This is a genomic window from Vibrio sp. 10N.222.52.C3 (genome assembly GCF_041474195.1).
In the GTDB taxonomy this organism is placed as follows: domain Bacteria; phylum Pseudomonadota; class Gammaproteobacteria; order Enterobacterales; family Vibrionaceae; genus Vibrio; species Vibrio crassostreae_C.
On record NZ_JBFRTQ010000146.1, the window covers coordinates 2,831 to 28,086 of the forward strand.

Sequence of the window (25,256 nt, forward strand, 5' to 3'; positions counted from 1 at the left end):
GCAAAACAATGAGGAACAAACGATGTATTCAGCTATAGCACTATCACTACTTGGATTTTCCACAACGGTGATTGGAAGTTTGCATTACTTTCTAAAAGTAAAAAAGAACAAGCCGCCCAAAAATCCTATCATCCTTATGCTAGCACTTGCCGCAGGTGTCCTTTTGGGGCTAGGTGCAATTATCAGTGGGATTATAAATATGCATTGGAGCTTTGTTTTCGTTGTCTTAATGTCCAGCTTTTCCATATTTCTTGGTGGTAAATTCATTTGGGTATTCAGTCAAAAAGATACTCCTCTAGGTGATATTGAGGTTGCAATTGGAGATAAGTTCCCACAATTCGAATCAACCACATATGACAACGAGATTTATTCGACTGATGACCTAAAAAATCAACGTGTTCTACTTAAGTTTTACCGAGGTGCTTGGTGTCCATACTGTAGTGCTGAATTAAAAATGTTTAACGATATGAAACCGACTCTGGATCGATATGGAGTTAAGGTCGTTGCGTTGTCGGGAGATACGGCAGAACAAGCAAAAATGCACATCGAACGAGATAGTTTAGATCTTCTTCTTTTGTCAGACCCAGAACTCAAAGTAGTTAAACAATACGGCGTTGAACACCACAAGGCTTTAGGGGCTGACTCGTCTAAAACAAAAACAGTATTAGGGCTGCCATTTCCTACTTCATTTGAATACAAATCAATGTCTATCCCAACATCGATCTTAATTGATGAACATGGTGTCATCCAATGGATAGATCAATCTGAAGACTATCGACTAAGAGCAAGCGAAGAACGATTAACTCAAGCCTTACGCAACGTTTTCACCATTAATAAATAATAAACCGAGAGAATTATTATGTTTAACTACCACAATATTGAAACAGCACCAGAAGCATCAAAGCAAATGATGGAGCAATCTAAAAAATCACTTGGTTTAATTCCAAATTTACATAAAGTGCTAGCAGATGCTCCTGCAACTTATCAAGCTTATTTGAAGACTTATGAGTTATTCACGCAAAGTACACTATTCAGTCCACTCGAAGCTCAAGTGGTTCTGATGACATCAAACTTTGAAAACAACTGTCACTATTGCGTTCCTGGTCATACGTGGATCATGAAATCAGCTAATATGCCAGAAAGCATTATTGAAGCACTACGGGAAGGAAATGAGTTACCTGATGTCAAACTACAAGCGTTGCATGTCTTTACTAAAGAGCTACTAGATAATCGTGGTCATATAGGTGATGAAAAGTTGCAGAACTTTCTAACGGTAGGATACACAGAGCGGCATGCGCTTGAAGTGTTGACAGGCCTAGCTTGCAAACTTATTTCAAATTTCACCAATGCATTATCTCATACACCAGTTGATGCCCCATTAAAGGCTTTTGACTGGACTCACCCTTCAGAGAGGTAAGATCAATCTGAAGAGAGTATCTACTGATACTCTCTTTTAATGGCCGTGTATTTTCATAAGTATATGTGTTGTGGATTAGTAAATTTGGCCACATAGTCAGAACTCTAGGCATAAAGAAAAGTAAGTCAAATTACAAACCTTTAATATAGCCTCATTCCTGCTCTAGCTTGTTATGGGGCATAAACGAGTTTGAAATTGCTAACTCAACAGTTCCTTTAGGTAGCTATTCCGCTTATGAGAGTGACTAGGTGCCTCGGTGATCTGCTTCATATCATCACAACTACCAACGATATGGATTTCACTTTCAGCTCTCGTGATTGCCGTATAGAGCCATGCTCTATCTACTATTCTTCCGTTTTGCAGAGCGATGATGATGCGTGGAAACTGTGACCCTTGAGCTTTATGTAGGGTGATTGCGTAACCCAGCTCCATGCAGTCGAGAACGGATTGTGTTATCTCGACCTTTTCACCTGTATCTAACGTCACTTCACCGTAACTATCACCAGAAGGTTTGGCGTTGGTTAGCATACCAAGTGAGCCGTTCTGAATGCCTTTGTCGTAATGATTCTGCGTAAATAACACCTCATCATTCATGCGAAGTGGTAAAAAGAACTTGTCACCATTGATTTCGAACTCAAGACTGTCACTGTCTGGGTTGACCGCTTGCTGGATGAGTTTATTGATTTCTGATACGAGCGCCTTGGTTGGAGCCATGACTCGACTGCTTTCAGGAGATTCTTGGTAAAGCTCGCAACAGACTTTGGCAATGTCTGGTTTACTGGTTTCGTGAAAGTGTATTGCACCTGTGCTTAATTGTTCAGGCACTACTCCTTGATTAATAAGCTTTGAGTATTCGGGGATACCCGTTGAACCTTCCTGCCTCTTGACGATATCTAGTATCGTATTCGCCACCGTTTTTGCTTCAACGATGTCTGCCAACACTTTGCCGCAACCTATTGGTGGGAGTTGATCAGGGTCGCCCGTAAATATCAATCGTACAGAGGGATGAATGTGATTTACTAGGCGATACATGGTTGGTAGGTCAATCATGCTCGCTTCATCGATGACCAGTAGGTGATTGGTTTTCTCAACACTGGGTTCTATGGGGTCTTCACGCAGCAATTTGGCAATGGTTGAGGTAACAAAACCGATGGACTCATGAAGTCTCATTGCAGCACGACCGCTGAGCGCAACGGCGTGTATTTCAAATCCGAGTTGATGGTATGCCCTGAGAGCCGTTCTGAGTACCGTTGTCTTGCCTGTTCCTGCACCGCCCGTAATACAGCTTACCGAATTATCCAGACACGTTGTTACGGCTTCGATTTGTTTAGGAGTTAATTTGTAGGGAAGCTCCGCAACCGCAGAGCAATACGCAGCATTGGCGTTTTCATCAAACAAGTCATTTCGCTTAATCAGTGTATTTAGCCGTTTGGCAACGACACTTTCCATCAGAAGTTGCGCAGTTGGATGGTAGGCTCCTGTGTCGGGATTTAAAATATACTGAGCTTTATCATGACCTGATTGGAACGCTTGAGTGACCAGTGATTTGTCTTTCAGTAGCTTGTTGAGGTAAGGACGCACATTGGCATGAGTGGTATAGGTGTGACCTTTTTCAATCTCCTTGCGAATCGCCATTTCCAGAGCAGCGCTGAGCCTTCTTGGGTCATCCTTCGCAACATCGTTCTTAAAATCCGTTACCTTGATAATATCTTCAATGGCACTGAACGAAAGACCAAAGCCCATCAAAGCATAAGGATTATCCTTAATTACCTCTATGGAGGCTTCACCGTGATGCTTGAGCAGCCGTTGCTGCACACTGGCGGGGATGCTGTGCTCGCTCATCCAGTTGCAATGTGCCAGATTTTTGTATTTGGCGTACCCTCTATAGAGCGCTTCCACTGAATCTTCACTCAGAATCGATGTCAGACGCTTTCTGGACTCTGGGGTGTCATTTTTCAGTGTGGTATGGAAGTCTTTACCCAAGAGCTGCCAGAGTGCCCTAGCTTTGCTTTCGCCAATACCTTTGAAGTCACTCTCTCTGGCGATAAAGCGTATCAGTTGCTCACCAGTTTCGGGTAAGGCGCATTCAACGTACTTGGGTGATTCATAGGTGTGCTGTTGCATCACATAATCATCCATTTCCATATTTTCTATCTGGCGAGCACCTTTAACTGACCAATGCTGTCCCAGCGCAGGTTGTACAGGGATGCTATCGGGGTCGGCTTTGATGGTGACGTAATACTTCCCACTATTGGTTTTGTAAGAGTCCTTCGCCAGCGGTACACCGCTGAATATCACCATCTTGGTCGAGCGATAAGGGATACTGGTTACACGCATTTGGTCTTCATGCAAAGCGGTATTCATCGTGGCATCAACCCCATTTCGGATAAGGTTTCAGACAGCTCACCAAAGCGCTCAAGTCGCTTTTCAAGCTCCTTAACCTTGGCTTTCAGTTCGATATTTTCTGCCTCCAATGACGATAACCGCTTTGAATCGAGAAGCTTTCGATTTGCTGTGTTGTCATAGGCTTGAGGTTTGCCCTCATTCTTCTTGGCAGCGTCGGTCAACGGTGGCAGGACACCTTTACCGCGCAGCTCATCTTCTAAGGCTTTGAGTGCTTTCTTGAGGGCAGGATTTTGGTTTAAAGCCGATTTTCCACAACCAATACCCTTTGCCACTTCAATGCGATTAAGCTGACCTCTAAACACGATTTGTTTAAACTCATCGTCCGTCTGTGTGGCTTTCCAGACCTCAAATGCCTCAAGGTTTTGTTGCGCTTTCTGCTGCCCACTTGCCATTAGTCATCTACCTCACCCAATAGCTTACGAAGCCCTGTGACAAAGCCTCTAGGGAATACTTCGCTATTGTATTCCATGTCTTTTACCTGACCCGCCTGAGTAGTTTGCCAGTCGTTCTTTTCCATACATTCATCAGAAATTGCATACGCTAAGGCTTTTTTCTCTGATTCGGTGAGTACGCCTGATAGGGATGGCAGCACTTCAACACTTGGCTCTGCGGTGGTGTCAAACTGGCGCACAGGGCGTTTGTCGATGGTAATATTGGCGTGTTGCTTGAGCAAATTAACCTCTTTGCGGTAACGGTTACGCTCCGCAATAATTTGACCAAACAAGGCGCGTACCGCAGGGTCTGGGATGCGCTCTAGCAGTTTATTATCCGCAGGGATGGATTTAGACCGTGAGGTGTTGGATAACGGTTTTTTGGTATTGGTATTGTACTTTGCCGCCCATGCTTCGATGAGTGTTCGGTAGTGCTTGTTACGGGTGGCACGCAAAGCCTCATACGCCAATCCGCCATTTTCAGCAGACACCCGCCCAATTTGTGTAATGGAGAAGTCACGCTGACCTGATTCCGCATAGGCTTTCAGTGTGTCGTTGAGCTTATCGAGGTTTTGCTGGGTGCGAGGTACTTTGCCTTCTTTTAAGTCAGCCAGAATGACATCAATATCGAGTTCCATTAGTCCTCCAATAAGTTCGGTAGTGCAATGCCATTTAGATTAATGGCTTTATCAGTCAGTGCATGAATACCCTGAGAGAACAGTTTGTTATCAGTCAGGTATTCACCTGCTTCAATATAGTTAGCCACTTTGCGGTAGCCCTCAAGTTTGTCGTCAGGGTCAGCGATTTTCGCCATCTGACGCAGCATGGCATTGGCAGCGATGAGCTGTTGTTTGTCGTCCATTTCCATGAAAATCGGCTCAAAGCCTTTTTTCATCAGCACACGACTGAGTTGCATCGAGCGCTTTTGAATAACAGGGGTTTTACGCAGTTCGTCCTGTAAATCAGGGTAAAACTCCGCGTCATCACAAAGCAGCGATAAGTGCAGTAATTCAGAGTCGGTTTCGATAAATTTCAAGGCATGGCTGACATCTTGCTCAGAGCCAACCGCAATCAGTTTATCTTTGGTATCATCCTCATGTCTCGCTTCTTCGACGCGAATGATTTTGTTGATAAGCTCAAAGCACGCTATCCAATCTTTGGCGTATTCATCGGCTTCGACTTGCTGTTTTTCATAGCGGCGCTGTAGTGCTTGCAGTTCATCATGCTTGATGAACGGCTTACCTTGCTCTTCACAAAAGAACTGTTCATCTTTGAGGGCTTCTAGTTCACCCTCAATTTCCACAGAGAGATTAGCCGCTTGATGCGCCTTGTAACTCAGTTGATTGAAGTGGGCATTAAGCGCAGGTAGGTATCGAGCCTCGGTAATAAACCAGCGGCAACGAGGACAGTTTTCAGGGCCGTGTGGCACACTGGCGTAGACGCGACCTTGAGCGGCTTTTGCATCTCTAATCAACTCACCACCGTTCCAGCACCCGCCAATGGTACTGACTTCATCCGATTTAACGGTGTTACCGCCGACCAAGCACATCCCACAGGAGCGATCTTCCCAACCAATCGGATTACGGTTAGCCAGCGCCGCCTGAATGCTGTCATCGTTGTGATACACCATCTTGCATTGAATTTGCTCCATCGAGGCATCTTTGAGGAAGTTTCGCACTGATTGTTTGGATTTCGCATCCAACTCACCATGCGCTTCATCCATTTTCTCTGCCATCACGGACGGGGTAATTTTGTTGTAGTAGATAGTCATCAACAGGCGTGTATGCCCCGCCAGTAATTTAGAAATCACAGGCAGTGGCAGTTGGGTATCCATCGTATACGCTGTGATGAGTGAGACACGCAAACTGTGCAAGGGAAAGAGTGTGGCAACTTTAGAACCTTCTTGAGTACCTTCAGGGTAATCCACAACCAGTTTTAAACGTTCTCCGTTATCCAAGGTATTGCCTTGCTCTGCGAGTTGATTTTCCAGCTTTAGTAAGAGTTGATACCAGAATATTTTGAGTCCATTGCCATGTTGAATTGGCTTATGTTTATCCTCACCTTTTGCTGATGCATCACGAAACAAAAAGGCAATCTCACCCATGCTTTCTAACTGTTTGTCTGATTTTTTAATTCCAGTATGCTTTCTCAGTAGAGTGGTGCAATCGGTGGGCTTTGCAATCGGGTTGTATTTTTCTTGCCAGTTACGCAGTTTTTCCAGCCAGTACAACACTTCCTCGTTTTGCCAAGGAATGATGTAGCCACGCTCCAGTTCATCTTTGTTCTGGTCGGCAGTCTTGTTGGTGTTGATGTATAGACCTGTTGAATACAGCCCTGTCATGGTATCGTGAATTCGGCGGAAGATGCCTTTTCCGAAGGGGCGTTTTTCACTGCCAAGGGCAAAATCATGCTTGGTGTTCACTACCCACTGACCTTGTTCATAGCGCCATGTATCGGCTTCACCACTGTCGAGCATCCGCACCTGATAGGTACGCAGAGGTAGGTGTAGCTTCATGAATATTACCATCGATTTGACAGGCGACCAGATTTGGTGAACGGTGACTTTTTCATTTTTTCTAGTCACTCTTTTAGTACGCCACACGCAGTCTGGGTCGGACTTATCAATCAGCTCAGGCTCTACTTCAAACCAGTCACCACCCAGATTTCCTTGCCCTGTCTGCTGCTGCGCCCATGTCCAGTGTTTGAAATGACGATAGTGATAAGCTGGCAGCAAGGATTCCTCGCCCTTGAGGTTTTGCTCAATAACCGCCAGTTCGGCTTTATCAGGTAGTGGACAAAGGATTTGGCGTAAGTCTTGAATGTAGCGATACGGTAAGGGGTTGCGGACGGTTTCAGTCGTATTACCTTGCTGTTTAATTTTTCTGAGAGGGTTTTGAACTAGTGGGATTAGCTTTCCATGGTCATCTTCCTCGGAGAACACTTTCTCAATAACAAAGTCAATAAAGTCACATGGTGGGTTTATGCCACGGGCAATCAAATAAGGAGCATTTATTGTTTTCCTTAACAGAGCTTCTAACTCTTCGCTAGAGCATTTGTGTCCTTGGTAGCCCTTAAAAAACAAATCTATATTATCAATGGCATAGGGCGCATATTCAGCAATATAAGACTCAAAAAGGCGGCTTAACGCTTGCCGCTTGTCATTAACGTTATGACTTTGCATCGCCATCCACTCCGCGACTAATTCCTGCCATTGTTGCCACTCTGCTCCGAGCGTGGTGAGCATCCATGAGAAGGTTAAATCCGATGAGCGTCCGTCATGTTTTTTGCCTTTTTTCGCCATTACTTACCTCTCAATTTTGGATGTTTGCCAGTAAAGTAGCCCTGCGGGTCGATGTCATCAAAACCATTCTCAACCAGAGTTTTCCAGTCGAGCGCTTTGACTTTGGATTCAGGGTTTGCCAGTTGCAACGTCGCTTGGGTCAGTTCGTCAGAGATTTCCTGCTGACCTTTGCCTGTGTAGGGAATTTGTGAGTCTAGAGACTTATGGTGCATACAGCGGCGAATCACTAACGGGTTCAACCCAGAACGTTCTAATCGTCTACCGTAACTATGACGATGCCCATGAGGGTCTTTACCTTCAGCCTTGTTTGGTTCTAAACCTATGCGCTTCAAGCCGTTGGCGTAGTTGTCATGGAAAGCGTTGATAGTATAAGGATTGCCTAACGCGCTGTGATGAAAAGAAATAAACGCATAAGGATGGTGACAGTCGATGCTGGCGCGGTACTTTTGGTAGTTTTTCCAAAGTGACATAAACACTTTGCCGTAGTCGGTGGGGAACCACTGAACCTGTATGTAGTTATCTTTATGGTCAACCACACGGCTTTTCCAACCAAGATGCGCGGTGCCTTTCATGCGCTGGCGTGGGATACGCGCATACTTTTCTTTTAAGTACGTCTCTCTATTTTGATTTTTAGAACGAACTTCAGGGTCATTTGGCGCTTTGCCGTCGATTTCATTGTAAATTCGAACGATTGCACTATCTGGGTTATTGGGATCTTCAAACACATCTGTCACCCAAAGGGTTAAAGCCTCGCTTTCGCGTAGTCCGCCACCGTGCATGAGTAGGAGTATTAATTTATCCCTAAGTACCACTCGCGGGTCGCTCGCACCACCAATGCCATTCATATAAAAGTCTTCCCAATGCTTTTCAGGAAAGGCGACAGCATCATCTTCGGTTTTAGTGAGAGGAGTGCGCCCCTTGATGGTTCGCGCCTTACGGATGGTTTTGTTCACAGTCTTATCTTCGATGTGACCGAGGAAATCGTTTTGGTTTTTGCGATACCATGCAGCGTAATTCAATCGCTGCTCATGCGGGGTAGCATCACGCAAGGGATTCATGGACGCAGTGCCGTTCTTGTTTGCCAACCAATCTGTGAATGCCGTCAATCGATGAATATGCTTATTGACGTTACTGGTTGAACTTGGCACCCAATACAAACCTGATGGGTCAAGTCCATCCTCACCAATCGTTCCTGCATACAACCGCTTAGAAAAGGTCTGAAAGAGTAACTTTGGATCGTCAAACAATCCTCTATTTGCTTCCATATAATCCAGCAACAAGGACACCGCTTGAATAAACCCATTCATGACGGAGTTACTCACACCGTCCGCCTCTAGCTTGAGTAGGTAGTCTGTGACCGTACTTAACTCTCCTTGCTCAGTTAGCAAGATAGGTAGTTGGCTTTTAATACCTGTGTTGTCTTCGACAATCGTTGCTCTGACTTTTACTGATGACAAACTAACTTTCCGTGTACACATTAAACATATAATACACTATAGTCCTTGTTACTTGATCGGTCAATAAAAAGGCAGATTCCTCTGCCTTAATACACATTATACATAGTTTAAGTTACTATATATAATTTCGACCTTAGCCTTTTTGTTTGCCTGTCATTTGTCTCATTCTGTCTATCGAAGCTCATTCTCCCTATCAAAGTAATAGGAAGAGTCATAAAGACAAGTTGATGTTTTTTCTATACTCTAGCAGCATCCAGTTAGATAACCGATTAGGGTAAAGTTATGTTAGTTGTCGTTTCTCCAGCCAAAACACTTGATTACGAATCACCATTAGCGACGGAACGCTTTAGTCAGCCTGAGTTTGTTGAACACTCTGCTGAGCTGATTGAAGAGTGCCGCAAACTGACGCCAGTAGATATTTCTGCACTGATGAAAGTCAGCGATAAAATCGCAGGGTTGAACGTAGCGCGCTTTGAGCAGTGGAGCGAGACCTTTACCCAAGACAACGCACGCCAAGCAATCCTAGCCTTTAAAGGCGATGTATACACTGGCCTAGACGCTGAAACGCTATCGGATGAAGATTTTGACTACGCACAAGACCACCTGCGCATGCTTTCTGGGTTATATGGCTTGCTTAAGCCATTAGATTTGATGCAGCCATACCGCCTAGAGATGGGTACACGCTTAGCCAATGCTCGTGGTACTAACTTGTACCAGTTCTGGGGCAACATCATCACAGACAAGCTGAATGAAGCGTTGAATGCTCAAGGCGACAATGTGTTGATCAACTTGGCGTCTAACGAATACTTTAAAGCCGTGAAGCCGAAGAACTTGGATGGCCAAGTGATTACCCCTGTATTCAAAGACTGCAAGAACGGTCAGTACAAGGTGATCAGTTTCTACGCGAAGAAAGCGCGTGGCATGATGGCTCGCTACATCATCGAGAACAAGATCGACTCGGTTGAGGCGCTGACCCAGTTTGATACGGCGGGCTACTACTTCGTTGAAGAAGAGTTGAACGCGAAAGAGCTTGTCTTTAAGCGCGAAGAGCAAAACTAGTAGTCCTTGGCTAACGAGTAGCTCTCGGTTTTAGCCTGATAACAGACCAGATAGAGAAAAGCCCCATGCAGCGAACTGCATGGGGCTTTTTTATTGAATCGTTGAAGCTGGTAGATTACTTCTTCTTTGCTGCTTTCTTTTTCTTCGCGATTTTCTTCTTCTTCGCGATTTTTTGTTTCTCTACCGCTTTCTTATCTTCTTTCTTCGGCTTCTTCTTCTTAGTCACGGCCGCTTTCTTATGCGTAGGGCGCATGCCTTCAATAAAGCGTTCTTTGATTGGTTCGTCTGTGTAACGAGCCACACGCTCAATCATTAGTTGATCGTGCGCTTCAATGATAGAAACCGCGTTACCTTTTTTACCAGCACGAGCCGTACGGCCAATACGGTGTAGGTATACGTCAGCAGTACGTGGCATGTCGTAGTTGATTACGTGGCTTACGTCTGGAAGGTCGATACCACGAGCAGCAACGTCAGTCGCTAGTAGTACGTTTACAGAGCCGTCACGGAAACGAGCAATCGCGTTGTTACGACGATCTTGAGGCATTTCACCTTGGATCCACGCACATGGAATTTGCGCGCTTTCAAGTTGAGCTCGTAGATCACCTAGACGATCACGCGTCTTCAAGAATACGATGCTGCGCTCAGCTTGCTCTGTGATGACGTGCTTTAGGATGTTCAGCTTGTGCTCTGCTGTGTCTGCACGGTGGTACCACTGAGTGATCTTCTTACGCTCACGAAGTGATGATTTCGCATCGATCTCCGCTGGGTTTTTCAGTAGATCTTCAGTGAAGCCTTCAATGCCTTTACCTTCTAGCGTTGCTGAGAACAGTAAAGTTTGTTTACGCCAGCGACACTCTGCAGACAGACGGTCAACAACAGGACCAAAGCCCATGTCTAGCATGCGGTCGGCTTCATCTAGAACCAGCCATTCAATCGCACGACAGTCAAAACGCTCGCCTTCAATGTATTCCATCAAACGGCCAGGTGTTGCTACTACGATATCTTGAGTGGTACTTAAGATATCTGCGTGCTCTTGGTACATCACACCGCCCGTGATCGTGAAGATATTTAGGCTGGTGTATTTAGCAAGCTCACGTGCTTGTTCGGTGATCTGCATTGCTAGCTCACGCGTTGGCGTCAGGATAAGCATACGTGCAGGGCCAGATTTCTTACGTGGGAAATCCAGTAGGTATTGCAGTGCTGGCAATACAAATGATGCTGTTTTACCAGTACCTGTTGGCGCAGAAGCCAAAACGTCTCTTCCATCTAACGCTTGTGGGATTGCTTCAGCTTGTATCTGTGTTGGACGTTCGTAGCCCATTTCGTCAATTGCTTTAAGCAGCTCTTGGTTTAGATCGAGTTCTGCAAAGGTTCTGATCACTGTTGTTTCTCCACAAGCAATAAATGTTTCTGCCTCAAAAAGCAGACGATAAAAAAGAGTAGTCGGACATTATAGAAGCATTAGTGATTAGGATCACATGGTATTTGCTACATCTTGAGATAAAAATCTTTAGTGAGCGCAATAAATGCTTCGCTATAACCACCTTGATGGTGAATTGTAAGCGATTCGCGCTGCAAATCTTGCTCGCAAGCAGGATCTTTAGATAACTCGAATAAAATTCGGCTAGCTGGCTTTTTATCTGTTGTTTTTACATCAAGGCGTTTTGCTAGATACCAACCACATTGCTCGGCAAGCTTGATAAAACCTTCCCCCTCAGGCGTCGGTAGGATGAAACTGGCAGTCGCGGCGTCGGTTGTTATCTCGAAACAACGCTGGGCAAGCGCTAAATGATCCAAGCTGTCGGTGTGCCTGGCGGTGGCTCTTTGGCTTTGCTGCGCCTGTTCTCCAGAGTTGAAGTAGGGCGGGTTACAGATGATCGCATCAAACCTTTGTGGAAAGTCGGTTGTTAACACGCTGCCGTGATCAAGGGAGATACGATTTTGCCAAGGCGACTGCTCAATATTGACAGTGGCAGCATCAATAGCGTGTTGATCAATATCTATCGCAGAGATTGAAGCATCTTCAAAACGCTGCGCAGCCATCAAAGCCAGCAGACCTGTCCCGGTTCCAATATCGAGTACACATGATCTTTGTGGCAGGCTTACCCAAGCGCCAAGTAATACGCCATCGGTACTGACTGGCATACCGCTTTTCCCGCCGTAAATTGAGAATTGCTTAAAATTGAAGCTTTTAGTTTGCACTGTTTTGTCTTTCATTAATGTTCTGAGTATCGAGATATTTTAAGTGATTTGCTCTAATGTTAACCGATTGTATGAGTTAATGTTCTGCTTGAGAAAATATTGTTGTGCATTATGGTTAGTTTATAATTGTGGCTATTTTTCTATAGCTAGTGGAATCCACTGCTTTTTGTTCTCATATGCAAATTTATATGGTGTTTTTGTGTGGTGACTTGCAGCTAGCCAGTTGTTTCGTCATTATGCGCGACTATTTTATAGATTGATTGGCAGCTTTGAGCTGTAACATTCATGTAAGCACAACATAAATTCATAAATATAATTAAGGATTATCTGTGAAACAGAGTCTAAAACTAACAGATATAATGGCATTGGGCTTTATGCTTTTTGCGTTTTTCTTGGGTGCGGGTAACATCATCTTCCCACCTCTAGCTGGCCAATTAGCCGGTGATCACTTCCTTCCAGCGATGTCTGGTTTTCTGCTGACTGCCGTTGGTCTGCCCTTAATCACTATCGTCGCGGTCGCAGTGGCTGGTGGCTCTTGGGGTCACTTAACTAAAGATCTTCCTAAGAAAGCAGCAACCATCATGGCTGTACTGATCTTTATTATTATCGGTCCTGCATTTGCTGCACCGCGTACTGGCCTTGTTGCCTATGAGATGGCGGTGAAACCGTTCTTCATCGATGCCTCTCAAGCTCACCTAACTCTCTTTTCGATTGCATTTTTTGTAGTAGCGATGTTCTTCTCATGGTCGCAAGGTAAGCTTATTGACGTCATTGGTAAGGTACTAACACCTGCACTGTTCGTTGGTTTGGTTGTACTGGCGATCGCTGTATTCGTTAACCCTCAAGGCGACGTTCTTGCGGCTCACGGTGAGTACATCACTCAACCACTGACCAAAGGTTTCCTTGAAGGCTACAACACCATGGATACTTTTGCTTCTTTGATGTTTGGTATGCTGATTGTTGATGCGATTCGTAGCAAGGGCATTACTGACCGTGCAGCGACGACTAAGTACCTAATTAGCGCGGGTTGTATTGCCGCAGCGGGTCTGGCGTTTGTTTACATCTCTCTATTTTTCCTAGGCGCAACAAGTGCAACAGTCGCAGCTGGTGCAGACAATGGCGGTGCTATTTTAAGCCTATACGTTCAATCGTTGTTTGGTCCTTCTGGTCAGCTAGTGCTTTCTGTGATCGTACTATTAGCATGTCTAACTACGGCGATTGGCCTTGTGTCAGCATGTTCTGATTACTTCAGCTCGCTAACGCCTCTGTCTTACAAGACTTGGGTAATCATCAATGGTGTAGCTTGTGCAACCGTTGCGAACGTTGGTCTTTCTCAACTGATTTCTCTGTCTGTTCCAGTACTGTTTGCACTGTACCCAGTCGCTATCGCGTTGGTTGCTCTGACATTCTTACGTAGCCGTTTCCCTAATCCAAAAGCGGCTTACCGCGTAGTGGTATTAGTGTCACTGCTGTTTGCTCTTATTGATGGCGCTAAAGTAGCGGGTGTAGACGTGTCTGCACTTAAGATGCTGCCACTGTTTGAGATCGGTATGGGTTGGTTGCTTCCAACAACGGCTGCAATCATCTGTATGTTCTTTGTTGGCAAGTCAACAGAACAAGAGATGGCTGAAGAGACTGTTTAATCTTCCGTTGAGATTAGATTGTCCTTCGAGATGAAATAGAAAAGGCCTCATTACTTCGCAGTAATGAGGCCTTTTTGTATTCTGTGGTCTTTTTATATCCAGCTAGTTACTTGGTTAGCTACTTAGCCGGGAGTACTTCTGTTTGGTTATAGCTTTTCGCTGTACTCAACCAGTACTTGCTCAACCCAGCTTGCGATACGGTCGTCGCTTAGCTCGTATTGTGAATCTTCATCAAGCGCCAAACCAACGAATTGAGATTTGTCTTCGGTTAACGCTTTAGACGCTTCGAACTCGTAGCTGTCATCGTTTGGCCAGAAGCCAACAAACTCTGCACCCGCGGTTTTCAGTTCATCATGCAATAGACCCATCGCATCTAGGAACCATTCGCCGTAGCCTTCTTGGTCACCCAAACCAAACAGAGCCACAACCTTGCCTTTCATAGGCGTGGTTGCGATGTCTTCCCACAGTTCATTCCAATCTTCTTGGATTTCACCGAAGTCCCAAGTCGAGATGCCCAGCAATAAAAGGTCGTAGTCCGCCATCAATGAAAGAGGGCTTTCTTTCACGTTATGGATATCAACTAGGTCTTCACCAATAATGCCGCGAATTTTCTCTGCTGCCATTTCTGTGTAGCAGGTGGTTGAGCCGTAAAATAATCCAATTTTCATAGCAAACGTTCGATTTTAATTTCAGATGGCGAATTCTAACCATAAATCGACTTCGATTGCAGCGATTATCCGCTCAAGTCGTAATTTTTATGGCATTCATATTTGCTCTGGCATACTCTCAAAACAGTTTCCAATATTGTGAGTAACACTATGCAGTCGCCTCAAGGGCAGAGCGCAGACCACGGTCTCGTTGAGCAGTTTTTAGATGCTATGTGGATGGAGCGAGGATTATCGGAGAATACGCTTGTCTCGTACCGTACCGATTTGTCCAAGTTATTAGCGTGGATGGAAAAGAACAATTACCGCCTCGACTTCATTAGCCTTTCAGGTTTACAGGATTATCAAGGCTGGTTAGCCGACGCCGATTTTAAGCAGACCTCTCGTGCCCGTATGTTGTCGGCGATTCGTCGCTTGTTCCAATATTTGCACCGCGAGAAAATCAGAGGCGATGATCCAAGTGCCTTGTTGATCAGCCCGAAGCTGCCGCAACGCTTGCCGAAAGATTTGAGCGAAGAGCAGGTTGATGCTTTGCTCGATGCGCCAGATCCGAACGATCCGATTGAGCTTCGCGATAAGGCGATGCTTGAGTTACTCTATGCAACCGGTTTGCGTGTGACAGAACTGGTTAGCTTGACGATGGAAAACATCAGCCTAAGACAGGGCGTGGTGCGTGTTATTGGTAAGGGTGGCAAAGAGCGCTTAGTACCAATGGGCGAAAATGCGGTGGATTGGATAGAGACTTTTATTGAACAAGGTCGTCCACATCTACTTGGCGAAAACAGTTCTGATGTGGTTTTTCCGAGTAAACGCGCCAAGCAAATGACCCGTCAGACGTTCTGGTATCGTATTAAGCACTACTCGGTCGTCGCTGGGATCGATACAGAGCTGTTGTCACCACACGTATTGAGACACGCTTTTGCGACGCATTTACTGAACTATGGCGCAGATCTCAGGGTCGTACAGATGTTACTTGGGCATAGTGACTTATCGACAACCCAAATTTATACTCACGTGGCGACTGAAAGGCTGAAGCAAATTCACGCGCAGCATCACCCACGTGCTTAAATCCATTTATTTTTAAGGTGAACTTAATGAGCGTATTACGCCGTCTTCCTCTACTAGCGCTTCCTCTTATGATTACTGCATGTAATGCATCAGAAGCGAAAGTAGAAACAACATCAACAGCCGTAGAAGCTGCTCCAGCTCAAGCTATTGATACAGCTGCGTTAACTAAGCGTTTTGAAAAAATCGGTATTAAGGTCGATAAGATTGTGCCTTCGGATATCGATGGTCTTTTAGAAGTTCAAACCAACAGCGGCATTATCTTTTCTTCTCCAGAGGGCGATCACTTTCTAGCCGGTACACTTTACTCTTTGGATGAAAACGGAAAGTTCAGTGATGTTTTGGCTGAGCGTCAAGCTCCGCTGAATGCTGAAAAAGTGGCAGCGATGTCGGATACGGTTATTGAATACAAAGCCGATAACGAAAAGTATGTTGTGACGGTATTTACTGACATTACGTGCGGCTACTGTGTTCGTCTGCACAGCCAAATGCAAGGCTACAACGATTTGGGTATTACCGTTCGTTACATGGCTTACCCACGCCAAGGTGCGACAGGGCAAGTTGCCGATCAAATGGCGGCAATCTGGGCGTCAGATGATCCAAAAACAGCGATGCATGACGCTAAAGTAAACCGTCAAATGCCAGCGTCTGGTAAAGATCTAGCAGAGCAGAAGCAGATCATTGCTAAACAATACCAATTGGGTCGTGAGCTTGGCATCAATGGTACACCGGCTATCGTACTAGCAAGTGGTGAGTTGGTGAGTGGTTACTTGCCGCCAGCACAACTTCTTCAACGTTTAGAGCAATAATCTCGTTTTCTGTATTGCCATTTATCCCCCATGTTTTTGATTTAAGGAGAGGCCTGATTGATATCGGGCCCATTTTTATATGATAGAGATCCAACGCCGTCCAGAGGTCGACATTTCAGTCTTACCTGCTCACTTACCTGACTTGTTAAAGCGCATTTATGTGAGTCGTGGAATCGACAGTGCCGACCAACTAGAGACAGCAGCGAAAGGCTTGCACTCTTATCAAAAACTGGGCGGCATTGATGCTGCGGTTGAGCTGTTGTTCAAAGCTATTCAGCAGCAAAAACGCATCATCATTGTTGGTGACTTTGATGCCGATGGCGCAACCAGTTCAGCGTTGTCCGTACTTGCTCTACGTATGTTGGGCAGTTCTAACGTCGATTATCTGGTACCAAACCGTTTTGAAGATGGTTATGGCTTGAGCCCTGAGGTTGTCGAACAGGCAATCGAGCTTGGCGCCGAAGTGATCATGACGGTTGATAACGGTGTCTCTTCTATTGAAGGTGTTCGCTTCGCTAAAGAGAAAGGACTAGAGGTTCTGGTTACCGACCATCACTTGCCGGGCAATGAACTGCCAATGGTCGATGCGATGGTTAACCCAAACCTTGAGAGCTGTGCTTTTCCTTCGAAAGCCCTAGCGGGTGTTGGTGTCGCTTTTTATCTGATGATGGCATTGTGTGTTCACATGCGTAAGTTGGGTTGGTTTGCAGAGCGCGGCATGACAGAACCTAAGTTGATGGAATTGATTGACCTTGTGGCGCTGGGTACGGTTGCCGACGTGGTCCCACTCGACGAAAACAACCGAATTTTAGTGCATCAAGGTTTGCAACGTATTCGTGCGGGTAAAGCTCGTCCGGGTATTCAAGCCTTGATCGAAATCGCTAAGCGAGACGCTAAGCGTTTGGTGGCGTCTGATTTTGGCTTTGCTCTTGGTCCTCGTATCAATGCAGCTGGTCGATTGGATGACATGTCTTTTGGTGTTGAGCTACTAATGAGTAACAACATCCATGCGGCGCGTCGAATGGCAAGTGAACTGGATGGTTTGAACCAAACACGTAAAGAGATCGAAGAGGGCATGAAGCAAGAAGCGATGGCTTTTTGTGAGCGCCTTGAATTTGGTAAAGACGACCTACCTTCTGGCTTGGCACTATTCCAACGTGATTGGCACCAAGGTGTGATTGGTATTTTGGCTTCGCGTATCAAAGACAAATACCACCGCCCAGTGATTGCGTTTGCAGATGGCGGCGAAGGCAGTATCAAAGGTTCATGTCGTTCAATTCCGGGTCTGCACATGCGTGATGCATTGGACCGAATTGATACTCAAAACCCTGGCTTGATTCTTAAATTTGGTGGCCACGCAATGGCGGCTGGTTTAACCATCATGGAAAAGGACTTTGAACGCTTCAGCAAGCTGTTCAATGATGTGGTGAAGAATGAACTTGGAGAAACAGCACTGAAGGGCATTATCTTGTCTGATGGTGAGCTGTTACCAGAAGAGTTCTCGATGCACACCGCTGAAACGCTGCGTTCAGGTGGCCCGTGGGGACAAGCTTTCCCTGAGCCAATCTTCGATGGTGAGTTTAAAGTGCTGCACCAAAAGCTGGTGGGTGAAAAGCACCTTAAGCTGATGCTTGAGCCGCTCTACAAAGGCCACCCAACCAATGTGATGATTGACGGTATTGCCTTTAACGTCGACCTACGTCGCTGGCCTGATGCATCAGTAAAAACCGTTCATCTTGCATTTAAGCTCGATATCAACGAATTTCGCGGCAACCAATCGTTGCAGCTGATGATTGATCATATCGAAGCCAAATAGTGATTTTGGGCTCAATAATGCTCATCATATAGTGCCAAATTCAACAAGCTCTGTTCAAAAACAGGGCTTGTTTTCCTTCCCGCCCTTACAAAATTTACGTGTTTTTTATGCCTGTCAATTTTATATCCCATTAAGTTGTTGAATCTTGGTTCACCACTCTAAAAAATTCTGTATCTCCGTCACACTTTTGAGTACAATTCTTCGGTTAAATTCTACTCATAAATGATGAGCTAAAATGTTTGAAATCAATCCTATAAAAAACCGTCTGCAGGATGTGTCTGAGCGCACAAATATCCTGAGGGGGTATCTTTGACTATGACGCTAAGAAAGAGCGTCTAGAAGAAGTAAACGCAGAATTAGAACAACCGGATGTATGGAACGAACCTGAGCGTGCTCAAGCGCTAGGTAAAGAACGTTCTGCATTGGAAGCGGTAGTAGAAACGATCGACCAACTTGACCAAGGTGTTGAGGATGTTGATGGCCTATTAGAGCTTGCGGTTGAAGAAGAAGATCAAGAAACGTTCGATGAAATTGAACCAGAACTGGCCGAGCTTGAAGCTAAGCTAGAGAAGCTGGAATTCCGTCGTATGTTCTCTGGTGATCACGATGCATCAGATTGCTACATCGATTTACAGTCAGGTTCGGGCGGTACAGAAGCTCAAGACTGGACTTCAATGATGTTGCGCATGTACTTACGTTGGGCAGATTCGAAAGGCTTCAAGACTGAAGTTATCGAAGTGTCGGATGGTGATGTTGCTGGCCTTAAAGGCGCAACGGTACGTATTTCTGGTGAGTATGCTTACGGTTGGTTACGCACAGAGACTGGTGTTCACCGTCTAGTTCGTAAGTCACCATTTGATTCAAGTGGTCGTCGTCATACTTCATTTGCATCTGCGTTTATCTATCCTGAAATTGATGACAACATTACGATCGACATTAATCCTTCTGACCTACGTATTGACGTATACCGTGCCTCTGGCGCTGGTGGTCAGCACGTAAACACCACGGAATCAGCGGTACGTATTACTCACGTTCCGACTAACACTGTGGTTCAGTGTCAGAATGACCGTTCGCAGCATAAGAACAAAGATCAAGCGATGAAGCAGCTACGTGCTAAGCTTTTTGAACTTGAGATTCAAAAACAAAATGCTGAAAAACAAGCGAGCGAAGAGACGAAATCAGACATCGGTTGGGGCAGTCAAATCCGCTCTTACGTGCTGGATGATTCTCGTATCAAAGATTTACGCACCGGCATCGAAAACCGTAATACTCAAGCGGTTCTTGACGGTGACTTAGACAAGTTTATTGAAGCTAGCCTGAAATCAGGTCTGTAAGCTTTATCAACTATTAAGCTTTACCAATAATATTGGTAAAAATGCCTATATTTGCAAAAATATAGCGGTCCAAATTTTAAAAGCAGGGTACATCTCTAATGACTGATGCTGTTCAAAACGAAAACGCACAAGAAGCTTCTTCACCTGAAGAGAACAAACTAATCGCTGAGCGCCGCAGCAAGCTGGATCACATCCGCCAAAACTGCAAAGCTAACGGTCACCCAAATGACTTCCGTCGTGAGCACCTAGCTGGCGATCTTCAAGCGGAATTCGGTGAGAAGACTAAGGAAGAGCTAGAAGAGCTTAACCACATCGTTGCGATCGCTGGTCGTGTTATGGCGAAGCGTGGTCCATTCCTTGCGATTCAAGAAACTTCTGGTCGTATCCAAGCATACGCAGCGAAAGACGTTCAAAAAGTACTGAAAGAGAAGTACCAAGGCCTAGATATCGGTGACATCATCGGTGTTAAAGGTGCGCTTCACAAATCAGGTAAAGGCGACCTTTACGTGAACATGGAAGAGTTTGAATTGCTGACTAAAGCACTTCGTCCTCTACCAGAGAAGTTCCACGGTCTAACTGACCAAGAGATGCGTTACCGTCAGCGTTACGTTGACCTAATCGTGAACGAAGATTCTCGTAATGCATTCATCGTGCGTTCTAAGCTTGTATCTTCAATCCGTAACTTCATGAGCGCGAAAGGCTACCTAGAAGTTGAAACGCCAATGATGCACGTGATCCCGGGTGGCGCAACTGCACGTCCGTTCATCACTCATCACAATGCACTAGACATCGACATGTACCTACGTGTTGCACCAGAGCTTTACCTTAAGCGTCTAGTGGTGGGTGGTTTTGACCGTGTATTCGAGATCAACCGTAACTTCCGTAACGAAGGTCTATCTCCACGTCACAACCCAGAATTCACAATGATGGAATTCTACCAAGCGTACTCTGACTACAAAGACCTTATGGATCTGACAGAAGAGATGCTAAGCACGGCAGCAATGGACGTTCTTGGTTCTACTTCTATGCCTTACGGTGACGAAACGGTTGAGTTCGGTGGCACTTACGCTCGCATGAGCATGTTCGATGCAATCAAACACTACAACCCTGAGCACGCTGAGATTCAAGCGCTAACAGAAGCAGACCTACAAGACCGTGAAAAGATGGTTGCTATCGCAAAATCTGTACACGTAGACGTAGAAACGTTCTGGACATGTGGTCAGCTTCTAGAAGAGATCTTTGGTGAAACGGCTGAGCCTCAGCTAATTCAACCAACGTTCATCACTGGCTACCCAGCGGACATCTCTCCTCTAGCTCGTCGTAGCGATGACAACCCGTTCTTCACAGACCGTTTTGAGTTCTTCATCGGTGGCCGTGAAGTTGCGAATGGTTTCTCTGAGCTTAACGATGCACAAGACCAAGACGAGCGTTTCAAAGCGCAAGTTAACGCGAAAGACGCGGGTGATGACGAAGCGATGTACTACGATGCAGACTACATTACTGCACTAGAGCACGGCCTACCGCCAACAGCGGGTCAAGGTATCGGTATCGACCGTCTAGCAATGCTATTTACAAACACGCACACAATCCGTGACGTGATCTTGTTCCCGGCAATGCGTCCACAGGCGTAATTCTCGCTTATAGGGCGTAACAGCCTATGTAATTAAAAAGCCACCTTCGGGTGGCTTTTTCTGTTTTGGGGCTTCAAAACCTAGTCTGTACCTCACTCTTGATTCGAAAAATCGTTATTTCTGACATAGTCTTACTATTGAGACATAAAATCTAAGATAGTCTCACTACTATACGTCTCTGCGCTGAATACGCTCTCGCGGCATTTTGTCGAACGATGAAGCAGTGACTCGTATTAGTCTGATTTAAATAAAAATAGAATAAGGAAGAAGGATGGGAACTCAATTTAAGATGGATTCCTTACCAGGTTCTCTTATCGTCGTTGGTGGTGCGTACGAACCTTGGTTATCAGTGTTAGAACAAGTGGGTTGGCAGTGTACCCAGTGTGCAGATTTACGAAAAGCCGATGCCTTGATTGCTGATATTGGCCCATGTATTGGTATTGTCGATCTTAGTCATGATGAGTTCAGTCTCAACGGTATTGCTAACCTTGTGAGCAATAACAAGCAGGTGAGATGGCTCGCCTTTATCCGTGAATCTCAATTAAGCTCTGATACGATCTGCCAGTTTATCGTCAACTTCTGTATCGACTTTTTCACGGCACCAATCCCAGATGCTCAATTGCTGAGTACCATTGGTCACCAACTGGGTATGCTTAAGCTTGAGCAGAAGGTATGGCCAAACTACGGCATCAATAACAACATGGGACTGCTAGGCGATTCTGTGGCCGTGAAGCGCTTGAGAGACCAAGTAAAGCGTATTGGGCCGACTGATGTCAGTATCTTGATTTATGGCGAGAGTGGGGCTGGTAAAGAGACGATTGCACGCTCGATTCATCAAAATTCGTCGCGAGCACAGAAACCATTTTTAACGGTTAACTGTTGTGCCTTGTCTGAAATGAGAATAGAGGCCGAGGTGTTTGGCATATCAGCACAGTCAGCGACTGCGCCTTGTATGTTGGAAGAAGCCGATGGCGGAACCATCTTGCTTAATGATGTTTTAGCGATGCCACGCAATCAACAACTGAACCTGTTGCGCTTTCTACAAGAAGGTAAGATTGAAACTGCGAATGGACCTAAATCTGTCGATGTGCGTATTCTGGCCGCGAACTCCTCTGATATCGAGAAGGCGTTGATCGAGGGCGACTTCAATGAAGAGCTTTATCACTATATCAATGTTCTGCGTATTCATGTTCCAAGCTTAAAAGAACGTGTGAGCGATATTTCAGTACTGGCGAATCATTTTCTGCGTGAGTACTCGAAAGAGTTTAATGCTCAAGCGAAGAGCTTCTCAGACGATGCTATCCGTTCGATGAATCGATACCATTGGCCTGGAAATGTGCGTGAGCTGATGAATCAGATTAAGCGTGTTGTGTTGATGTCTGATGCTGTGATCATTGAGGATCACCAACTGGATTTACCAAAACAGAATGATGAACGCCGAAGCTTGAAGAGTATTCGAGAGCGCTCAGAGCGCGATGCGTTACTGATTGTATTGGAATCTTACGGTGGTCAGGTTTCATTGGCGGCTAAGGAGCTCGGTGTATCACGAGCGACGATGTACCGCTTGCTGAATAAACACAGCCTAATCTCTGAAGGTGTTGTTTAGACTCTTCTCTACATGACTTTATTCAGTCACCGTAAATTAAAGGCCACGTATCTACGTGGCTTTTTTGTTTCTGAAGGGTAGTCCGTTGTTTTCTAGTTAGACCCTAAGAGAGATATGCTGTGATTTTATATAAGCATAGTGAATATGTTATATGTAAATGAATATACAACTGATATTTTAGGCGAATGCATTGTTTTAAAAATGTTAATCAATTAGCGGTTGAATAATATACTCACTTGGTTAGACTTTAACCGTTAAAGCAACGATTTAACAAAGACTTGTCTGCTTTTACTTCCCCATTTTTTTTGGATTTTTTAGTTAGCTTGGAGGCGCAAATGAAACATTTCGATTTTATACAGCATATTTGCGCTTCGTTTGATCCGTGTTCTGACATGGTGACTGTTATGTCACAAACATCAGCCATGGCCGATCGAAACACCCAAGATAAACCTAACTAATAGATCCGTATCCTTATTTGGCTGCGGAAAAATAGCAGCTAAGTGAGAAACCCTCATACGATCTAACACGCTATTTTTCCTCAGTTTATTCAACAACTGGAGAGTTATTATGCGTCACTCAGTATATTTAAAATTAGCAACAGTCCTTATCCGTGCAGACCTTCGTCGTGAAGAGCGTGAATGGCAACGAAAAGTTCGTCGCAGTTCATATGATCTACCATGGAACAATACTCACTTACTAAGAGATATTGGTCTTGAAGCTGACGGTCGACCGATTGGTTTTTCTGAACCAGAAGTCGTCACGATTGAACGTCGAGTACGTCACCTTCGTCGTGTCTTAAGTGCGCGAATACCGACGTAATCTGCGGGGTTGATAGCACCTTTCAACCCCTAAGATAATTAACAGTGATAGTTATGGCGTCGAAAGTGCAAACTTTTGAACTAGAACTGGCCAAAAAAGAGAAGCGCTTGCTTCTCTTTTTTGCTTTTTTAAGCCGAGATCTGTGCTTTTTTAAGTCGTTATCTAGTAAAGGAAAAGAGTTCTACTAAGCTTTATAGAGCAAGGGAGGCCGGCTATGCAAAAGCATCAATTAGACATGTGGTTACATGGAGAGCACAAAGACTCTTATCAAACACCCAAAGTGTACGTTATTGGCTGTTCTGATATTTCAGAATATCTATTGGCGGTGGAGTACAAACATAAGCTAGAACCGGTAAAGCAAGACGGCGAGCCGCTTCACTTTGGATCCTTGGATCAAGTGAAAGAGGAGTTACTCCGGCTCGGCTTTGAAAAGGCGTATCTTCGCTTACACAACGCCTATGATGAGTTTGGTAATGAGCCAAGCCAAAGCTACTGTGATATTGAACTGGCGCTCAAACCTCATTAGAACTCGTTTCTTACTACCGACGGTTGATAACACACTGATCATCCTATCTTTGAAGTGCGTTAAGCGACCTATGCGTAGTGTGTCGTCAGCAATTTGTGGGTGAATTGAGTTCTTAGGTAAAAACCACGCGGTTTAGTCTTGATGGGCTTTCCACTTGCACCGTAGGCTTCCGTTAACACTCGGCTGTTGGCGGCTTTTGGTCGTAGATGCAGCGCTTCACCGTGCCTTGCTGTTATTTGTTCAACATTGCCTAAAACGATCAACTCCATCAGTTCTTCCCAATCTCGCTTCAAGAGTTCGTCTTCAGCTTGGCTAGGTGTCCATAGCAAAGGGGATCCTACATGCCTCTCTGCTAGCGGGATCTCTCTTTCTCCCTCGACAGGGATCCACAACACCTTAGACAGCTTGTTTCGAACGTGGCTGGTTTCCCAAGTTATGCCTTGCACACCCATCAAAGGAGCAACACACACAAAGGTGGTTTCGAGTGGCTTGCCAGAGTAGCCAATCGGAATGCTTTTTAGCTCGATGCCTAGTTTGGCAAAATCTTGTTCTGGCTTACTGCCAGCAGGTGCGCCTAAGTGCCATTCCAAAAGCTGTCCAACCCAGCCTTTATCACGCTTTAGGTCGTTCGGCATGTCCATTTCGGCTTCGTCAGCGAGCTCTTTGAAAGTCATTCCGGCAATCGCGTAGGCTCTGTCTAACAGCTCTTGTTGTGTTTGTGGTTCTGGTTTCATAATAAAAGGCATGATCAAAAAAATGATTTTATCAGAAGTTATCACCATATGACGACTGGTTAAGAAATGATCTCCTTGCGAGAAAAGGGATCAAACTCAGGGTTATCCACAGGACATAAAGGTAATTAATTGAAATATTAATTTAGTGGATAAATAAACAGGGGTTTATGGTGGATAAAATGCTTGCCAAATGGGGTTCAAAATGAATCTTTCACTTAGTAGTGTGGATAAACATCGGAGTGGTTGATCTTTAACCATGTCAGGTTTCTGAAAGATCTTTTACATTTCTAATGTTTTTTAAAACTAGAATGTTATTTTAATTTACTGATTTATAT

21 protein-coding genes are annotated in these 25,256 nt (G+C 45.1%); 12 read left to right on the forward strand and 9 right to left on the reverse strand.

Annotated features, from left to right (window positions below):
• Nucleotides 1–841 (forward strand): redoxin domain-containing protein (locus tag AB4517_RS19545; protein ID WP_372149288.1); only part of this gene is annotated, 841 nt, incomplete at its 5' end.
• An 18-nt stretch (nt 842–859) separates the two neighbouring features.
• A complete protein-coding gene (locus AB4517_RS19550) occupies nt 860–1,417 on the forward strand; it encodes a carboxymuconolactone decarboxylase family protein (RefSeq protein WP_055024802.1) in 558 nt (185 codons plus the stop codon).
• A gap of 198 nt (nt 1,418–1,615) precedes the next feature.
• Here AB4517_RS19550 and AB4517_RS19555 read toward each other — a convergent pair whose 3' ends face one another.
• The 5 genes from AB4517_RS19555 to gmtY are packed head-to-tail and all read right to left on the reverse strand — an operon-like array spanning nt 1,616 to nt 9,012.
• Nucleotides 1,616–3,781, reverse strand: coding sequence for an AAA family ATPase (locus tag AB4517_RS19555; RefSeq protein ID WP_372149291.1), 2,166 nt, complete (start codon nt 3,779–3,781; stop codon nt 1,616–1,618).
• A complete protein-coding gene (locus AB4517_RS19560; protein ID WP_372149294.1) occupies nt 3,778–4,215 on the reverse strand; it encodes a VPA1267 family protein in 438 nt (145 codons plus the stop codon). Before AB4517_RS19560 ends, AB4517_RS19555 begins: the two co-directional genes overlap by 4 nt.
• A complete protein-coding gene (gene gmtX / locus AB4517_RS19565; RefSeq protein WP_372149298.1) occupies nt 4,215–4,892 on the reverse strand; it encodes a gamma-mobile-trio protein GmtX in 678 nt (225 codons plus the stop codon). Before gmtX ends, AB4517_RS19560 begins: the two co-directional genes overlap by 1 nt.
• The gene (locus tag AB4517_RS19570; protein ID WP_372149301.1) at nt 4,892–7,555 is read right to left on the reverse strand and encodes an integrase family protein; all 2,664 of its coding nucleotides are present in this window, start codon (nt 7,553–7,555) and stop codon (nt 4,892–4,894) included. Before AB4517_RS19570 ends, gmtX begins: the two co-directional genes overlap by 1 nt.
• Nucleotides 7,555–9,012 carry a gamma-mobile-trio recombinase GmtY gene (gmtY, locus tag AB4517_RS19575; RefSeq protein WP_372149303.1) on the reverse strand — a complete coding sequence of 486 codons (1,458 nt, stop codon included), beginning with the start codon at nt 9,010–9,012 and terminating at the stop codon, nt 7,555–7,557. The genes AB4517_RS19570 and gmtY overlap by 1 nt, the downstream gene beginning before the upstream one ends.
• 282 nt (nt 9,013–9,294) lie before the next feature.
• Between gmtY and yaaA the strand changes: the two genes are divergently transcribed.
• Nucleotides 9,295–10,071, forward strand: coding sequence for a peroxide stress protein YaaA (gene yaaA / locus AB4517_RS19580; protein WP_372149306.1), 777 nt, complete (start codon nt 9,295–9,297; stop codon nt 10,069–10,071).
• A 115-nt stretch (nt 10,072–10,186) separates the two neighbouring features.
• On the opposite strand, the gene srmB is transcribed toward yaaA, so the two are convergent.
• Together srmB and AB4517_RS19590 are read right to left on the reverse strand one after the other, a co-directional pair.
• Nucleotides 10,187–11,452, reverse strand: a complete 1,266-nt coding sequence (gene srmB, locus AB4517_RS19585; protein WP_017059323.1) for an ATP-dependent RNA helicase SrmB — start codon at nt 11,450–11,452, stop codon at nt 10,187–10,189.
• A 107-nt stretch (nt 11,453–11,559) separates the two neighbouring features.
• Nucleotides 11,560–12,288 (reverse strand): tRNA1(Val) (adenine(37)-N6)-methyltransferase, encoded by a 729-nt coding sequence (locus AB4517_RS19590; protein ID WP_017062876.1) that lies wholly within the window; start codon nt 12,286–12,288, stop codon nt 11,560–11,562.
• 314 nt (nt 12,289–12,602) lie between these two features.
• Here AB4517_RS19590 and brnQ point away from each other — a divergent pair, with 314 nt between their 5' ends.
• Nucleotides 12,603–13,916 carry a branched-chain amino acid transport system II carrier protein gene (brnQ, locus tag AB4517_RS19595; RefSeq protein ID WP_136973918.1) on the forward strand — a complete coding sequence of 438 codons (1,314 nt, stop codon included), beginning with the start codon at nt 12,603–12,605 and terminating at the stop codon, nt 13,914–13,916.
• Nucleotides 13,917–14,062: 146 nt separating this feature from the next.
• Here the strand turns inward: brnQ and fldB are convergent, their stop codons facing one another.
• On the reverse strand, nt 14,063–14,584 hold the full coding sequence (fldB, locus tag AB4517_RS19600; protein ID WP_017062875.1) for a flavodoxin FldB: 522 nt from the start codon (nt 14,582–14,584) through the stop codon (nt 14,063–14,065).
• A 150-nt stretch (nt 14,585–14,734) separates the two neighbouring features.
• Between fldB and xerD the strand changes: the two genes are divergently transcribed.
• The 8 genes from xerD (at nt 14,735) to AB4517_RS19640 (ending at nt 24,187) form a co-directional block, all read left to right on the forward strand.
• Entirely contained in the window at nt 14,735–15,649 is a 915-nt protein-coding gene (xerD, locus tag AB4517_RS19605) for a site-specific tyrosine recombinase XerD (RefSeq protein ID WP_017059327.1), read from the forward strand.
• A 26-nt stretch (nt 15,650–15,675) separates the two neighbouring features.
• Nucleotides 15,676–16,455 (forward strand): thioredoxin fold domain-containing protein, encoded by a 780-nt coding sequence (locus AB4517_RS19610; RefSeq protein ID WP_017062874.1) that lies wholly within the window; start codon nt 15,676–15,678, stop codon nt 16,453–16,455.
• Between the two features lie 79 nt (nt 16,456–16,534).
• Nucleotides 16,535–18,271, forward strand: coding sequence for a single-stranded-DNA-specific exonuclease RecJ (recJ, locus tag AB4517_RS19615; protein ID WP_017059329.1), 1,737 nt, complete (start codon nt 16,535–16,537; stop codon nt 18,269–18,271).
• A gap of 235 nt (nt 18,272–18,506) precedes the next feature.
• Nucleotides 18,507–19,605, forward strand: a protein-coding gene (prfB, locus tag AB4517_RS19620) for a peptide chain release factor 2 (RefSeq protein WP_100208942.1) whose coding sequence is annotated in 2 segments (ribosomal slippage) — nt 18,507–18,581 and nt 18,583–19,605 — 1,098 coding nt in all. Because the reading frame shifts where the segments join, the coding sequence is not laid out codon by codon here.
• Between the two features lie 98 nt (nt 19,606–19,703).
• Nucleotides 19,704–21,236 carry a lysine--tRNA ligase gene (gene lysS / locus AB4517_RS19625; RefSeq protein WP_017059330.1) on the forward strand — a complete coding sequence of 511 codons (1,533 nt, stop codon included), beginning with the start codon at nt 19,704–19,706 and terminating at the stop codon, nt 21,234–21,236.
• Between the two features lie 271 nt (nt 21,237–21,507).
• The gene (gene vpsR / locus AB4517_RS19630) at nt 21,508–22,842 is read left to right on the forward strand and encodes a cyclic-di-GMP-binding transcriptional regulator VpsR (RefSeq protein ID WP_372149308.1); all 1,335 of its coding nucleotides are present in this window, start codon (nt 21,508–21,510) and stop codon (nt 22,840–22,842) included.
• 567 nt (nt 22,843–23,409) lie between these two features.
• On the forward strand, nt 23,410–23,661 hold the full coding sequence (locus AB4517_RS19635) for a hypothetical protein (protein WP_004735015.1): 252 nt from the start codon (nt 23,410–23,412) through the stop codon (nt 23,659–23,661).
• A gap of 214 nt (nt 23,662–23,875) precedes the next feature.
• A complete protein-coding gene (locus AB4517_RS19640) occupies nt 23,876–24,187 on the forward strand; it encodes a DUF6482 family protein (protein WP_004735016.1) in 312 nt (103 codons plus the stop codon).
• A gap of 68 nt (nt 24,188–24,255) precedes the next feature.
• On the opposite strand, the gene mutH is transcribed toward AB4517_RS19640, so the two are convergent.
• A complete protein-coding gene (mutH, locus tag AB4517_RS19645; protein ID WP_372100372.1) occupies nt 24,256–24,921 on the reverse strand; it encodes a DNA mismatch repair endonuclease MutH in 666 nt (221 codons plus the stop codon).
• Nucleotides 24,922–25,256: the final 335 nt, after the last annotated feature.

Excerpts from the sequence above, each read along its gene's own strand:
- AB4517_RS19550 (WP_055024802.1), top strand. The coding sequence starts at position 860 with ATGTTTAACTACCACAATATTGAAACAGCACCAGAAGCATCAAAGCAA.
- AB4517_RS19555 (WP_372149291.1), bottom strand. The coding sequence starts at position 3,781 with ATGAATACCGCTTTGCATGAAGACCAAATGCGTGTAACCAGTATCCCT.
- AB4517_RS19560 (WP_372149294.1), bottom strand. The coding sequence starts at position 4,215 with ATGGCAAGTGGGCAGCAGAAAGCGCAACAAAACCTTGAGGCATTTGAG.
- gmtX (WP_372149298.1), bottom strand. The coding sequence starts at position 4,892 with ATGGAACTCGATATTGATGTCATTCTGGCTGACTTAAAAGAAGGCAAA.
- AB4517_RS19570 (WP_372149301.1), bottom strand. The coding sequence starts at position 7,555 with ATGGCGAAAAAAGGCAAAAAACATGACGGACGCTCATCGGATTTAACC.
- yaaA (WP_372149306.1), top strand. The coding sequence starts at position 9,295 with ATGTTAGTTGTCGTTTCTCCAGCCAAAACACTTGATTACGAATCACCA.
- AB4517_RS19590 (WP_017062876.1), bottom strand. The coding sequence starts at position 12,288 with ATGAAAGACAAAACAGTGCAAACTAAAAGCTTCAATTTTAAGCAATTC.
- fldB (WP_017062875.1), bottom strand. The coding sequence starts at position 14,584 with ATGAAAATTGGATTATTTTACGGCTCAACCACCTGCTACACAGAAATG.
- xerD (WP_017059327.1), top strand. The coding sequence starts at position 14,735 with ATGCAGTCGCCTCAAGGGCAGAGCGCAGACCACGGTCTCGTTGAGCAG.
- AB4517_RS19610 (WP_017062874.1), top strand. The coding sequence starts at position 15,676 with ATGAGCGTATTACGCCGTCTTCCTCTACTAGCGCTTCCTCTTATGATT.
- recJ (WP_017059329.1), top strand. The coding sequence starts at position 16,535 with ATGATAGAGATCCAACGCCGTCCAGAGGTCGACATTTCAGTCTTACCT.
- lysS (WP_017059330.1), top strand. The coding sequence starts at position 19,704 with ATGACTGATGCTGTTCAAAACGAAAACGCACAAGAAGCTTCTTCACCT.
- vpsR (WP_372149308.1), top strand. The coding sequence starts at position 21,508 with ATGGGAACTCAATTTAAGATGGATTCCTTACCAGGTTCTCTTATCGTC.
- AB4517_RS19635 (WP_004735015.1), top strand. The coding sequence starts at position 23,410 with ATGCGTCACTCAGTATATTTAAAATTAGCAACAGTCCTTATCCGTGCA.
- AB4517_RS19640 (WP_004735016.1), top strand. The coding sequence starts at position 23,876 with ATGCAAAAGCATCAATTAGACATGTGGTTACATGGAGAGCACAAAGAC.
- mutH (WP_372100372.1), bottom strand. The coding sequence starts at position 24,921 with ATGAAACCAGAACCACAAACACAACAAGAGCTGTTAGACAGAGCCTAC.